The sequence below is a fragment of the Pseudomonas sp. GM17 genome (genome assembly GCF_000282175.2).
Taxonomy (GTDB): Bacteria; Pseudomonadota; Gammaproteobacteria; order Pseudomonadales; family Pseudomonadaceae; genus Aquipseudomonas; species Aquipseudomonas chlororaphis.
The window spans coordinates 1854573-1867074 of the sequence record NZ_CP124732.1 but is presented as its reverse complement, the minus strand read 5'-3'; the positions used below and the strand labels follow the sequence as shown (position 1 = coordinate 1867074).

The 12502-nt window shown below is 65.8% G+C and carries 10 protein-coding genes; 4 read left to right on the top strand and 6 right to left on the bottom strand.

The genetic code is table 11. From position 1 onward, the window contains the following. The first annotated feature begins 127 nt into the window (after positions 1-127). Positions 128-1153, top strand: a complete 1026-nt coding sequence (locus PMI20_RS08310) for an SEL1-like repeat protein (RefSeq protein ID WP_238543453.1) — start codon at positions 128-130, stop codon at positions 1151-1153. Positions 1154-1261: 108 nt separating this feature from the next. On the opposite strand, the gene PMI20_RS08305 is transcribed toward PMI20_RS08310, so the two are convergent. From PMI20_RS08305 to PMI20_RS08290, 4 genes are read right to left on the bottom strand one after another with little or no spacing between them, the layout of a single operon-like run. Beyond that, positions 1262-2128 carry an efflux RND transporter periplasmic adaptor subunit gene (locus tag PMI20_RS08305; RefSeq protein ID WP_007930062.1) on the bottom strand — a complete coding sequence of 289 codons (867 nt, stop codon included), beginning with the start codon at positions 2126-2128 and terminating at the stop codon, positions 1262-1264. A gap of 10 nt (positions 2129-2138) precedes the next feature. Then, positions 2139-2339 (bottom strand): DUF1656 domain-containing protein, encoded by a 201-nt coding sequence (locus PMI20_RS08300; RefSeq protein ID WP_007930063.1) that lies wholly within the window; start codon positions 2337-2339, stop codon positions 2139-2141. Continuing rightward, entirely contained in the window at positions 2329-4533 is a 2205-nt protein-coding gene (locus PMI20_RS08295) for an FUSC family protein (protein ID WP_007930064.1), read from the bottom strand. The genes PMI20_RS08300 and PMI20_RS08295 overlap by 11 nt, the downstream gene beginning before the upstream one ends. A gap of 52 nt (positions 4534-4585) precedes the next feature. Next, positions 4586-6097: an efflux transporter outer membrane subunit gene (locus PMI20_RS08290; protein WP_037035583.1), complete on the bottom strand. Its 1512-nt coding sequence runs from the start codon at positions 6095-6097 to the stop codon at positions 4586-4588. Between the two features lie 262 nt (positions 6098-6359). On the opposite strand from PMI20_RS08290, the gene PMI20_RS08285 reads away from it, so the two are divergent. Together PMI20_RS08285 and PMI20_RS08280 are read left to right on the top strand one after the other, a co-directional pair. Further along, a complete protein-coding gene (locus PMI20_RS08285) occupies positions 6360-7328 on the top strand; it encodes a LysR family transcriptional regulator (RefSeq protein WP_007930066.1) in 969 nt (322 codons plus the stop codon). Positions 7329-7571: 243 nt separating this feature from the next. Next, a complete protein-coding gene (locus PMI20_RS08280; RefSeq protein ID WP_007930993.1) occupies positions 7572-8546 on the top strand; it encodes a 2-hydroxyacid dehydrogenase in 975 nt (324 codons plus the stop codon). Positions 8547-8746: 200 nt separating this feature from the next. Here the strand turns inward: PMI20_RS08280 and PMI20_RS08275 are convergent, their stop codons facing one another. Next, positions 8747-9718, bottom strand: a complete 972-nt coding sequence (locus PMI20_RS08275; RefSeq protein WP_284172168.1) for a DMT family transporter — start codon at positions 9716-9718, stop codon at positions 8747-8749. Positions 9719-9976: 258 nt separating this feature from the next. Between PMI20_RS08275 and PMI20_RS08270 the strand changes: the two genes are divergently transcribed. Next, entirely contained in the window at positions 9977-10852 is an 876-nt protein-coding gene (locus PMI20_RS08270; protein ID WP_007929376.1) for a helix-turn-helix domain-containing protein, read from the top strand. Between the two features lie 133 nt (positions 10853-10985). Here the strand turns inward: PMI20_RS08270 and dacB are convergent, their stop codons facing one another. Then, positions 10986-12434, bottom strand: coding sequence for a D-alanyl-D-alanine carboxypeptidase/D-alanyl-D-alanine endopeptidase (gene dacB / locus PMI20_RS08265; protein WP_007929379.1), 1449 nt, complete (start codon positions 12432-12434; stop codon positions 10986-10988). Positions 12435-12502: the final 68 nt, after the last annotated feature.

The window sequence follows — 12502 nt, the reverse complement described above, 5'->3', positions numbered from 1 at the left end:
CTCAACACAGCATGGAATCGCTGGCGTCGACACTGAAGCACGGAACTGCTCAAGCTCCCCCTCTCCCGTCCTGCCCCTGCTGCACTCCATGCGCCTCTTCATTCAATCGCAGATCAGGGAATATCCATTGAAATTGTTCAACGTGCTGCCACTGGCATTGGCTGTCTTGCTGGCGGCTTGCGCCACCACGGCTCCAGAAAAAACCGAGCCGAAAGTCCCCGAACTGAATGACACCCTGCCCAAGCTGACGCTGGAAAGCGTCTTGCCCAAGGTCAGCGCCAACGAGTACTGCAACCCGGCCATGGACGCCGATGTGCTGTACGGCGCCGGTTACAAACTCTACGAGGCCGAGGACTACACGAACGCCAAGAGCTGCTTCGCCATGGCCGCGCCGAACTACACCCGGGCGTTCTGCTACCTGTCCACCAGCACCGATCAGGAAACGGACAGACCCAAGGCCGAGCGCGACCGCGAGTCCTTCAACTACATCGCCTACTCGGCGTCGCAGAACGATTGGTGCGCCGAGTACGGCATGTACGCCACCTACTGGTTCGGCGACAAGGACATCCCCCAGGACCGGCAGCTGGCGGTGCGCTGGCTGGAGCGCTCGGCGCTGCACGGCAACCCGGAGCCGCAGCAGAGCCTGGCCGACGCAGCCGAAGAGTCTGGCAACCTGGTGAAGGCCTATGCCTGGCTGAAGGTCATCGATAACACCGAAGACACCAGCCAGCTGGATGCCTTGAAAGGCAAGATGAGCCCGGAGCAACTGGCCGAAGGCGAACAACGCTTCAGCGAGCTGAAGGCGCGCGTGACCAGCAAGCAGGTGATGTACGACGAGGCGCGAGCTGAGGAGGTGGCCATTTTCTCGGCCGAGATCCATTTCGATATCCCCGACCTGTTCAAGGGCATGACGACGGCCGAGCGCCAGGCCTTTGTCAAAGCGGCCATCGCCAAGGCCCGGGACAGCGGCAAGTTCAAACTGCATTACGCGGTGACCCAGTACATCATCGTCTCGCGACTGGCCCAGCAGCGTTACCCCGGTGTCGACGTGCTGCAGAACCCGAAGCTGGTGGTCGCCATCAACCACGTTGACGACGGTTTGGAGGCTACGGCGAAGAAGTCCCTGGCGATCATGCAGAAAAGCTACAAGTAACCCTCGCTCTCCAGCTCGATAGCGCCTGGTCGCCCACCGGCTCCCGCAATATGTCGCGGGAGCCGGCTCGCCAGAGATGCCGCCCAGGCACGCCCGGCAGCGGCCCGATCACTGCGCATCCCCACCCTCCTTCACCACCACCGTGCAGGTAATCCCCGCCGCCAGCAGCACGCCTTCCGGTACCTCGTCGATATGGATGCGCACCGGCACGCGCTGAGCCAAGCGCACCCAGTTGAAGGTCGGGTTGACGTCGGCGATCAGCTCGCGGCTTTCCGGGTTGTCGCGGTCGTAGATGCCGCGGGAAATACTCTCCACATGGCCCTTGAGCACCTCGCCGCTCATCAGTTGCATCTCGGCCTTATCGCCGACGCGCACATGGGGCAGCTTGGTTTCCTCGAAGAAGCCGTAGACCCAGAACGAATGCCTGTCGACCACCGCCATCTTCGGTTCGCCGATGCGCGCGTAATCGCCGCGGTGCACGTTGAGGTTGGTCACGTAGCCATCGACCGCGGCGCGTACCTGGGTGCGCTTGAGGTTGAGCTCGGCGGCCTCCAGTTGCGCCTGGGCCTGCTGGTAGTCGGCCAGGGCCGAGTCGGCGATGTTGCTGGCGTCGTCGCGGTTCTCCTTGGAGATCACCAGATTGTCCAGGTCGGCGCGGCGGTGGGCGTTGACCTTGCGCATCTCCCAGGTGGCCTTTCTCGAAGCCACCAGCGACTGCGCCTGCTTGACCGCGATCCGGTAGTGCTCGGGGTCGATCTGCATCAGCAGGTCGCCCTTTTGCACCAGCTGGTTGTCGCGCACCGGCACGTCCACCACTTCCCCGGTGACGTCGGCGGCGACGTTGATGATGTCGGCGCGCACCCGGCCGTCGCGGGTCCACGGCGTGTTCATGTAATGCACCCACAGGGTGCGGCCGATCCACAGGGCCAGGGCCAGCACCAGCAGGGTCGCGAGCAGGCTGAAAAACTTTTTCATCAAAGGACTCTCAACGGTAGACAGTCAGCGCCATGGCGCCGAACAGACAGCAGAACAGGCTCAGGCGCAGCAGCGCCGGGTGCCAGAAAAAACGGTACAGGTCATAACCCGAGATGAAGCGGTCCAGGGCCCAGGCCAGGGCCGCGGCAATGAAGAACATCAGGGTCATGGTCGGCATGTACACGCCGTGGAAGGCGATTTCACGAGGCATGTTCAAGTCCTTGGGTCGGGGCCTGTACGGGCTGTGCGGCGTAGGCGGCCAGCGGCGATTGCGGGTCGAGCAATGAGCTGCGGATGAAGTGCAGGTAGCTCTTCACCCGGCGCAAGACCGAGGTATCGAAGTGCGGGGCGAAGGGTTCGTCGCTGGCCTGGACCCGGCCGATCGCGTGATCGACCGCGACCAGCGCGCGCGCAAGGTTGCTCTGGCCCGGTTGCAGGAACAGCCGTACCAGCGAACGGCCCATGACCCGGATCGCCTGGCGCCACGGCTGGGGTTCGGCATAGGCCGGGTGCACCGGGAGGATCGCCTGCTCCTTGCGCAGTTCGATGATCGCGTGGCCCACCTCCAGCACCACGAACATCCAGCGCAGCAGCTCGCGCTGCACCTGCGGCTGCCCCGCCGCCAGGCCATAGGCCTGGTGCAGCAGGTCGCGGGTGCGGCTTTCGAAGCTCGACGCCAGGCCCTTGAGCTTGCCGCTGATGGCGTACACCACCTGGCCACGCAGGTCCTGCTCCAGACGGCGCCATAGCCAGCGGCTGTTGGGCGGCAGGATGATCGCCCCGGCGGCGGCGCAGACCAGCATGCCCATGACCATGGCGATGTAGTCGTTGATGAAGGCGTAGGGGTTGTAGACGGTCAGGTTGTCCGGCACCGAACCGGTGCTGAAGAAGATCAGCAGCCCCAGGCCGACCCCAGCGTACTGCGGGCGGGAAGCGAGGAACGAACCGAGCACGATCACCGGCGCCAGCATCACGCACAGCAGTGGAAAACCGTCGATCCAGGGGAACACGAAGAACATCTCGACGAAGCCGACCACGGCCCCGATCAAGGTGCCGCAGGCCATCTGGAAGGCCATGCGTTTCGGGTTCGGCGTGGCGGCCGAGAGGCCGACGGTAGCCGCCGCGATCAAGGTCATGGTGGCGCCGCTGGGCCAGGCGGTGGCGACCCAGTAGCTGCCGAGCACAATCAGGATGAACGAGGCGCGGATGCCCGAGGCGGCCGAGGCCAGCCAGTTGGTCTGCGGGGTGAAGGGCTCGTCCCAGCGCTCGCGTTCATGGCTGTGTTCGGCCAGGGACGCGTGGGTCTGGGCATAGCTGTGCAGTTCGTCGACAAAGCGATAGAGCAGTTCATAGGCAGTGTGGAAATCCAGCTGCTCGGCATCACTCGGCTCATGTTCCTGGAACAGCGCGCGCATGCCGCGCACCCGCGCCGGCAGCTCGGCCTTGTAGCTCGCCAACTGCTCGGCCAGGCGCGCGGCATCGGGGCTGGTCAGGGCACGGCCGGAGAAGCCGTCCAGCAGTTCGGCGAGGTCCTGCAACCCCGGTTTGGTCGCCGCCAGCACATACTCGGCGGCGCTGCCGCGCAAGCGTTCGAGCAATTGGTGCAGGGCGTTGAAACGGGTGGTGATGCCCATGAACTCGCTGTTCAAACGGCTCAGGCGACCGTTGCGCCGACGCATGTGCGGGTCTTCGAAGACGGTGACGCTGCGCAGGCCTTCCAGGCCCACCGCTTCGGCGATGAAACGCACGTTGCCGCTCTCGAACGCGTCGCGCTGGCTGCGGCCGCGCAAACCGTCGGTGACGAACAGGGCGAACACCCCGAAGCGCTGGTACAAGGCGTTGCGCATCGCCGCGCTGGCGGTCTGCGGCAGGATCGCGGCGCTGACCAGGGTCGAGCAGAGAATCCCCAGGGAGATTTCCAGCACCCGCCATACCGCCGCCATAAAGGCCCCGTCCGGATGGGCCAGGGCCGGCAAGCCGACCATCGCCGCGGTGTAGCCGGCCAGCACGAAACCGTAGGCGCGGAAGTTGCGATAACGCGCGGCGCCGGCCGAGCAGATGCCGACCCAGATCGCCAGCGAACCGAGGAACAGTTCGGTGTTCTGGGCGAACAGGGCGATCAGCGCCACCATCACCGCCGACCCGGCCAGGGTGCCGAGAAACCGATAGAAGCTCTTGGCGAACACCTGGCCGCTCTGCGGCTGCATGACGATGAACACGGTGATCATCGCCGTGCGCGGTTGCGGCAGCTCCAGGCGCATGGCCAGCCACAGGGTGAGGAACGCGGCGGCCAGGACCTTGAAGATATAGACCCAGGTCACGCCGTCGCTGCGTGCCCAGTCGAAGAAACCCCGGCGCCATTCAAGGGAGTACAGCCAGCGCAAGGGAGCAGGCAAGGGAGTCATGGGGGCTTACTCGGTGATCAGCACTTGGTGGTCGGCTTTTAATGGTCAGCTTTTAATGGTCAAAGATGGCCAGCGCCACCGGAGTCTTGCTCGGTTGGGTCCGGCTGTCCTCGGGCACATCGCGCCCCGCCTCCAGGCCGCCGCCCAGGGCCGTCACCAGCTCGGCATGGGCGCTCAGGCGAGCGGCCTGGACCTGCTGCTGGATCTGCTGCTGGCGGAACAGCATGCCCTGGGCATTGAGCACATTGAGGTAGTCGGTGAGGCCACGCTGGAAGGCGACCATGGCGATGTCGTAGGTCTTCTGCGCCGACGCCACCGACTCGGCGGCGAACTCGGCCTGCTTGTCCATGGACTCGCGGCGGATCATCTGGTCGGAGATGTTCTTCAGGGCGTTGACCAGGGTCTGGTTGTAGTGGGCCACGGCGATGTCATAACCGGCCGCGGCCTCGCCCAGTTCGGCGCGCAGGCGGCCGCCGTCGAAGATCGGCAGGCTGATGGCCGGACCGACGTTGTAGTTGAGCTTCTTGCCGGTGAGGAACTCCAGCGCCCCGCCACCGGTGGCCATGTAGCCGAGGCTGCCCACCAGGTCGACGTTGGGGTAGAAGCCGGCGTGGGCGACATCGATGCCGCGGGCCTGGGCCGCCACCTGCCAACGGCTGGCGACCACGTCCGGGCGCTGGCCGAGCAGTTCGGCGGGCAGGGCCGACGGCAGTTTCAGTGGCGCAGCCAGGGACAGGCTCGGCCGTTGCAACTGCGCGCCCGCCCCCGGTCCCTTGCCGGCCAGGGCGGCGATCTGGTTGCGGCCCAGGGCGATTTCTTCGTCCAGGGCGTCCAGCTGGCGATGGGTTTCCGGCAGCGGAGTCTGCGCCTGGCTGACTTCGAAGTGGGTGCCGATGCCACCGGCCAGGCGCTTTTGCGCCAGTTCGAGGATCTGTTCCTGCTGCTTCAGGGTGGCCAGGACGATGTCGCGCTGGGCGTATTGCAGCGACAGCTGGATATAGGCGCGCACGACATTGTTCTGCAGTTCCAGCTGGGCCAGGCGCGCCTCGGCGGCGCTCATGTGCGCCAGGTCCACGGCACGCTCGCTGGCATTGCTTTCCCGGCCCCAGAGGTCGAGGGCGTAGCTGAAGCCGAGCGCGGCGTTGTTGTCCCAGGTGGTGCTGTTGGCCAGTTCGCCCGGGCCGTAGAACTGATCGGTGGGCCAGTTGTGGCGCTTGAGGGTGGCGTCGCCCTTGATCTGCAGCGACTCGGCCGACTCGGCGATGCCGGCCATGGCACGCGCCTGGCGCACCCGGGCGGCGGCCATGGCCATGCTCGGGCTGCCCTGCACGGCCAGGCTCACCCAGTGGTTCAACTGCGCATCGCCATAGGCCTGCCACCATTGGGCGGCGGGCCAGCGGGCGTCGCGCGCGGCGCTCTGGATCGCCTCGTCGGTGGCCAGTGTATTGGCCGGTAGTGACTTGCCCTGTGGGGCAATGCCCCCGGTTCCGATGCAGCCGCTGATTGCTAACGATAAAGCCCAAACACTGAGAGTCTTCAGCTCTCTGCTGATGCGACGCGGCACTGCTGCGAATTCCTGAAATAGGGAGAAGGCGGATCCCTGTAGGAGCGAGCTTGCTCGCGAGACGATGTCACTGACCCACCGCATTGCACGGGCTCCGGCAGCCGGCCCCTACAGATCGGCGCAATTCTAGGCGGCGGGCTTTACGGCGATAAGCTGGGATTCCTGTGAATCTTTATTACCGTTCGCGCGATAATCCCTTGGTGCAATAGCCAACAATCTGTTACTTCGTGTCACAATTTGCCATCTCCCCAGAGAGCACCCCATGGACACTTTGCAAAACATGCGTGCCTTCAGCTGTGTCGCCGAAGCCGGCAGCTTCACCGCCGCCGCCGTCCAGCTCGACACCACCACGGCGAATGTCTCGCGCGCGGTCTCCAATCTGGAGGCCCATCTGCAAACCCGCTTGCTCAACCGCACCACTCGCCGCATCGCGCTCACGGAGGCCGGCAAGCGCTACCTGCTGCGCTGCGAACAGATCCTGGCCTATGTCGAAGAAGCCGAGGCCGAGGCCAGCGATGCCCACGCGCGGCCGTCCGGGCAGTTGAAAGTGCACACCATGACCGGCATCGGCCAGCACTATGTGATCGACGCCATCGCCCGGTACCGCAAGTCGCACCCGGACGTGACCTTCGACCTGACCCTGGCCAACCGCGTGCCGGACCTGCTGGACGAGGGTTACGACGTGTCCATCGTGCTGGCCAGCGAGCTGCCGGACTCGGGTTTCGTCTCCCAACGCCTGGGCATCACCTACAGCATCGTCTGCGCCTCGCCGGCCTACGTGAAAGCCAATGGCTGCCCGAGCAGCCCCAGCGACCTGTCGAACCATGCCTGCCTGCGCCTGGTGAGCCCGGTGATCGCCCTGGACAAATGGCTGTTCGACGGCCCCGAGGGCCAGGAAGGGGTCACCCTCAACGGCTCGCCGTTCCTGGTGAACTCCGCCGACGCGCTGAAAACCGCGATCACCAGCGGCATGGGCCTGGGCGTGCTGCCGGTGTACGCGGCCATCGAGGGCCTGCGCAACGGTACCCTGGTGCGGGTCATGCCCAAGTACCGCTCCCAGGAGCTGAACCTGTACGCCATCTATCCGTCGCGCCAGTACCTGGACGCCAAGATCAAGACCTGGGTCGAGTACCTGCGCAACACCCTGCCGGAGATTCTCGCCGCCCATCAGGCGGAGCTGACGGCCTATGAACTGAGCGGCGGACTCAGCGGCGTGCGCCTGGCCCCATGAGCCAAGCCCTTCGGGGCTTTGTCATGCTTCCCCCATCCCTGTAGCCGCTGCCGCAGGCTGCGATAAGGCCGAAGGCCTTCGGCGATCTCAAAAGCACGTCTCCTGCGGAGCCGATCGCAGCCTGCGGCAGCGGCTACATTCGCAGAATCATCCGGCCCTGACCGCCTGCGCAGCTGCTACAAAAAGCCCGTGGGGAATGTTAGCTTGCTTGGCATTCTCCTCTGCCTGACGAGCTTTCCCGCGATGAAAAAGACCGTACTTGCCTTCAGCCGCATCACCCCGGACATGATCGAGCGCCTGCGCCAGGACTTCGAGGTGATAGTGCCCAACCCCAAGCAGGGCGATATCGGCGCGCAATTCAACGAAGCCCTGCCCCACGCCCACGGCCTGATCGGCGTCGGTCGCAAGCTGGGCCGCGCGCAGCTGGAAAACGCCAGCCGGCTGGAAGTGGTCTCCAGCGTCTCGGTGGGCTATGACAACTATGACCTGGCCTACTTCAACGAACGCGGGATCATGCTCACCAACACCCCGGACGTGCTCACCGAAAGCACCGCCGACCTGGCCTTCGCCCTGCTGATGAGCAGCGCCCGGCGCGTCGCCGAACTGGACGCCTGGACCAAGGCCGGGCAATGGCAGGCCAGCGTCGGCGCACCGCTGTTCGGTTGCGATGTGCATGGCAAGACCCTGGGGATTGTCGGCATGGGCAACATCGGCGCGGCCATCGCCCGACGCGGTCGCCTGGGCTTCAACATGCCGGTGATCTACAGCGGCAACAGCCGCAAGCCCGCGCTGGAACAGGAGCTGGGCGCGCAGTTGCGTAGCCTCGAGCAATTGCTGGCCGAAGCGGATTTCGTCTGCCTGGTGGTGCCGTTGAGTGAAAAGACCAAGCACCTGATCAGCCACCGCGAACTGGCGCTGATGAAGCCGGGCGCGATCCTGGTGAACATCTCCCGCGGCCCGGTGGTGGACGAGCCGGCGCTGATCGAAGCCCTGCAGAACGGCACGATTCGCGGCGCCGGCCTGGACGTCTACGAGAAGGAACCGCTGGCCGAGTCGCCGCTGTTCCAGCTGAAAAACGCCGTGACCCTGCCGCACATCGGCTCGGCCACCCATGAAACCCGCGACGCCATGGCCAACCGCGCCCTGGCCAACCTGCGCAGCGCCCTGCTCGGCGAGCGTCCGCAAGACCTGGTCAACCCGCAGGTGTGGAAAGGCTGAAACCCGCGCTGTCCTCTGTAGGAGCGGCCGGCCGACGCTCGCTTGCCCGCTCCAGGAACCACGCGCTGTGCCTGAGGTGCCGCCATCGCGAGCAAGCTTCGCTTCTACAGAAGCCCTGCCGCCCACACGCCCTGTAGCCGCTGCCGAGCTTGCGAGGCTGCGAAAAGGTCCGCAGGACCTTCAGCGATAGACCTGCAGAATCAGGTCGCCTGGTTTTGCGACGGCTGCGCCGCCGTTCGCAGCCTCGCAGGCTCGGCAGCGGCTACAGATTCAGATTCAAATCCGGATGCAGATGCAGGCACAAGTCTGGGCTTGCGGAACACCAGCACGTTGCCCAGCATCACCAGGACCAGCCCGGCCAGCGCCGGGGCGGTCCACTGGTAACCTTCGGCGAAGGCCGAGACATTCAGCGCCACCACCGGGAACAGCACGGTGCAGTAGGCCGCCCGCTCCGGGCCCATGCGGCCGACCAGGGTCAGATAGGCGGTGAAGCCGATCACCGATCCCGGGATCACCAGATACAGCAAGGAGCCGATGTAGCGCGCGTTCCACTCCATATCGAAAGGGATGCCCTTGACCAGGCAATAGCCCGCCAGCATCGCCGCGCCATAGGCCATGCCCCAGGCGTTGGTGGTCAGCGGCCTGAGGCCGGCTTTCTGCTGCAGGCTGGACAGCATGTTGCCCGCCGAGAAACACAAGGTGCCCAACAGCGCCAGGCCCAGGCCGAGCAGGGTTTGCGGGCTGGCGCTATGCCCCGCCAGTTCCGTCCAGAACAGCAGGCCCAGCCCCAGCAGCCCCAACGCCCCGCCCAGCAGTACGTTGCGGGCGATCTTCTGGGCGAAGAACACCCGGGCATTCAGGGCGTTCCACAGGGTCGCCGTGGAAAACACCACCGCCACCAGGCCGCTGGGAATCCACTGGCTGGCGTGCAGGAAGCACATGAAGTTGATACAGAACAGGCACAGCCCCTGGGCCAGGCAGATCAGGTGCCCGCGGCGGTTCATCACCTGCAGCTTGCGGCTGAGCAGCAGCATGACGAACAGCACCAGGGCCGCCAGGGCGAAGCGATAGACGATGGACACCGGAATCGCCACCACCCCCAACTGCCACTTGAGGGCAATCCAGGTGGTGCCCCAGATCAGGACGGTGAGCAGATAAAGCGTGAGGTTCATGGCGCGAGACTCCTGTGCAGGGCAACCCAGTCTCAGGCCATTGCCTGCCCGGGCGCTTGCATAAACTTGCGCTTTTGTCGGTTGCCGGGCTGGCAGCGCGCCGCCCACGGAGTAGGATGCAGAGCCATGTAGCCGCTGCCGACAGGCTGCGATCGGCTCCGCAGGAGACGTGCCCTTGAGATCGCTGAAGGCCTTCGGCCTTATCGCAGCCTATCGGCAGCGGCTACAGAATGCCGTTCAATTTCAGACCTGACCGCCATGCCCGCACTGGAAACCCTGCAAGTCTTTCAAGCCCTGAACCGCTCGCCCAATGCTCGCCTGGAGCACAGCGCCGAGCTCGGTGACGGCCTGGCCGCAGCCTTGTGGAGCAACCATCACGACGCCCAGGACTACGAAGCGCCGAGCCATCACACCCTGTCGTGCTACATCGCCGGCGGCACCGGGACCTTTCGCCGCGGCCAGCCGGGGACCAAGGGCGGCCCGGACAAGCTGTGCATCCTGCCCGCCGAGCACCAGTCTGCCTGGGTGATCAATGGCGGGATCCGCCTGGCCCACCTGTATTTCAGCCCGGAACAATTTGCCCTGGGCTGCGTGACCCTGCTGGACCGCGAACCCCGCGAGCTGCAATTGCAGGAAACCACCTTCCTCGACGACCCACAGCAGGCCAGGCGCTTTCGGCAACTGATCCAGCTGAACTGGGACGAGCCCGGCGAGCGCCTGCTGACCAGCAGCCTGGCCCACGAGATGCTCAGCCACGCCCTGCTGACCCAGGTCGGCCAGCGCCAGGGCCTGCGCCTCAAGGGCGGGCTGGCGGCGCACCAGCGCCGGCAACTGGTGGAATACATCGACAGCCAGCTGGCCGAGCCGATCAGCCTCGGGCAACTGGCCGCGCGCTGCGCCTTGTCGGAATACCACTTCGCGCGGATGTTCCGCGCAAGCTTCGGCCTGCCGCCCCATCAATACCTGCTGGCGCGACGCCTGAAACATGCCCGCGACCTGCTGCGCGGCACCTGCCTGCCCCTGGGCGAGATTGCCCTGGCCTGCGGCTTCGCCAGCGCCAGCCACTTCACCAACCGCTTTCGCCAGGCCCTGGGCGGCACGCCCGGGGAATATCGCCAGGCGTTTCTCGGCTGACGGCGAGTGATCGGCAGGCGTACAGCGTCGCACCTTTTCGCGGGCAAGCCTCGCTCCTACGAACGCAGCGCCTGTAGGAGCGAGGCTTGCCCGCGAAGACGGTGTATCGATTACCCTCCGTCGTTCCAGGCTTTTACTGCAACAACACCCGCGTCACCCGGTCTTCCAGGGCCTTGATCTGCGCGCCGTCGGCACGGTAGTTGTTCGACAGCATCACCAGCACCAACCGGCGACCATCGGCCGCGCGCAGATACCCGGACAGCGACGACACGCCCTGCATCGAGCCGGTCTTGGCGTGCAGGTTATCCACAGCCCCGGTGCCTTGCAGGCGATAACGCAGGGTGCCGCCGGTCATGCGCTGGGCATCGCCAGCCACCGGCAGCGCCGCGTACCAGGTGGCGAACCAAGGCTGCTTGCGCGCCACCAGCAACAGGTCGCTGAGGCTCTGGCTGGAAATCTGGTTGCGCCGCGACAGCCCGGAACCGTCCACCTGCACCAACCCTTGCGGGCTCAGGCCCTGGCGCCGCAGGAAGCCTTCGATGGCCGCCACCCCGGCAGCGGCGGTGCCGGCATTGGCGGTCTTGCGGCCCATGGCCTTGAGCAGCACCTCGGACATGTTGTTGTTCGACAGCTTGAGCAAGGGCGTGATCAGGCCCGCCAGCGGCATCGACGAGTGGCTGGCCAGCACCCGGGCGGCGGGCGCCGTGGGCTGGCCGAGGCGCACCTGGCCCAGCACCGTCACGCCCTGCTCGGCCAGCGCTTGTTGGAACACGTCCGCCACCAGGCGGGTCGGTTCCCACACGCTGACCCAATTGCGCCGCGACTGCCCCGGCGGCAAGGCGCCACTGACCAGCAGCAGATTGCTGCCATGCTCACGGCCGACCTGCAGGCTGTCCGCCGTCCCGACCCGGCCCTGATTGCGCAAGCTCATCAGCCGGTTTTCCGGGCTGACGCGAACCGCCAGCGGCGCTCCCGGCACCGTCGGTGCGGTTACCGCAACCAGTACGCTGCCGGCGTCGAAGTCGTCGTTGGGAGAAATATTGAGCGCGGAAATCTGCGCCGCGTAATACAGGCTTTCATCGTCGCTGGCCCAATCGACACCGAGTCGTTGATCGTCGAAGGCGGTGTCGTCGAGCACCAGGTCACCCGCGACCTGACGAATGCCGGTACGCGCCACCGCCGCCGCCAACTCCTGATAATCCTTGGCCTGCATGCTCGGGTCGCCGGAGCCGCGCAGGTAAAGATTGCCGTGCAGCCGCTCGCCCTGTTGCGCACCGTCGCCCAGCACCGCGGTGGCGAAACGGTAGTCGGGGCCGAGGATGTCCAGCGCGGCGGCGGTGGTCAGCAGCTTGAGGCTCGAAGCCGGGATCAGGCGGCTGTCGGGGTTGTGCTGATACAAGGCCGCACCGCTCTCGGCATCGCGCACCGTCAGCGATACCGTGGCGCCCTGGAGCGCCGGGTCGGCGAGGACCTGATCCAGGTTGGCAGCGTACCGGGCGCCGGGATGGCTGGCGCAAGCCGCCAGCGACAAGGCCAGGAACAACCCCAGCCCGCGAGTGTAAAAACGATGTACTGAACCCATGAGAAAGGTATTTCCTTGATGACCTCGAACCCACCGCCGACAGCCTTGCGGCTGCGGCGGGCGCCCAG